Genomic DNA, 1,420 nt, shown 5'->3' with positions numbered 1-1,420 from the left:
TCCGATCTACTCTATTTGGTGTTCTGTAGTTTTCTTTTAGTTTCATTGGCATGTCTTTCTTTAGGTTGGGAAAGTTTTGTTCTAAGATTTTGTCGAGTATGTTTTCTGAACCTTTGAGTTGGGTTTCTTCACCTTGATCTATACCTATTATACTTAGATTTAGTCTTTTCATGGTGTCCCATATTTCCTGGATACTTTGTCTTAGGGATGTGTTGTACTTAAGATTTTCTTTGTTTTATGCATCTATTTCTCCTAGTGTGGCTTCAACTCCTGAGATTCTGTCTTCCATCTCTTGTATTCTGTCGGTTATGCTTGCATCTGTGGTTCCTGATTGTTTACTCAGCTTTTCCACTTCCAGCATTCCCTCAGTTTGTGTTTTCTTTATTGTCTCTATTTCAGTTTTCAGGTCCTGAACTGTTTCCTTCAGCTGTTTAATTGTATTTTCTTGGCTTTCCTTGATTTCTTGCATCTTTTGGTTTGTCTTTTCTTCCATTTCTCTGAAGGATTTTCTGATTTCCTCTCTTAGATTCTCTATCATATCCATGAAGTTGTTTTAAGGTTGCTCTCTTCTGCTTCTTCTGTGTTGGGATGTTCATGTCTTGCTGGTGTAGAGTCCCTAGACTCTGGTGGTGTCATATTGGTTTTCCTGATTTTGGATGTGTTCTTATATTGTCATCTTCCCATCTCTTCTTCCAGTGGGTGCAGGTGATGTCACTTCCTTTCCTGGTGTGTATGGGTCTAGGGTTCTCTTCAGGTGGGTGTAATTGGCTCCAATACTCTGATGGGTCTCAAGGTGGGTGCAGACAGGTCTGAGGCACTCACTGTCCAGATGGGCAAGAGCAGTACTGGCACAGAGATGTCAGCAGACTCTGGGTTGCTTGGTCCTCAGGGGTCGAGTCGTCCTGTCAAAGATCCCTGGGCAGAGTTTGCCAGGGTGGGCAGATGGAAGGTGGGCCCAAGGCAGGGGCTGAAGCAGCTCACCTCTGCATCTCTGCACTCTGTGGGGGCTGGAGTAGGCCAGCGATCTCAGCAGAGTCAGGGTCCCTGGGTTCTCAGGGACTGATTCAGTCTACCTGCAGACCCTGGGGTGGGCCTTTTTCTTTCATTTTATTTCTTCTATGCTCCTTGCTTTGTTTACCTAGGAAAATGACCCTCCCACCCCAAGTCCCACAGTTTGTTATATTGTCCATGCAGATCTTCCTGTGATCTGCTCAGTTAATTTTCAGTGAAAAGCCCTGCAAATGGCCCTGAGAGGTGTGTTTGAAAGAGGATCTATAGAACTATGTCCAGCTGATAACACAAGATTCCTAAGGAATCTAGGCAGTGCTGATACATTTCCTGGGTTATGGATAAACTGGTGCCAGCACTTGTGTTGTGCCCTGAGGCTCACAGTTAAAGAGAGTCTGAAAAGTGGGATGTC

The 1,420-nt window shown here is 44.4% G+C and carries 1 protein-coding gene; it reads right to left on the bottom strand.

The features are described from left to right. Positions 1-235: 235 nt before the first annotated feature. Complete coding sequence (locus tag KRX52_RS17235) at positions 236-544, bottom strand: hypothetical protein (RefSeq protein ID WP_217682972.1); 309 nt, start codon at positions 542-544, stop codon at positions 236-238. Positions 545-1,420 lie beyond the last annotated feature (876 nt).

The sequence above is a fragment of the Geopseudomonas aromaticivorans genome, from assembly GCF_019097855.1.
GTDB classification, from domain to species: domain Bacteria; phylum Pseudomonadota; class Gammaproteobacteria; order Pseudomonadales; family Pseudomonadaceae; genus Geopseudomonas; species Geopseudomonas aromaticivorans.
This window is presented reverse-complemented; position numbering and strand designations above follow the sequence as displayed.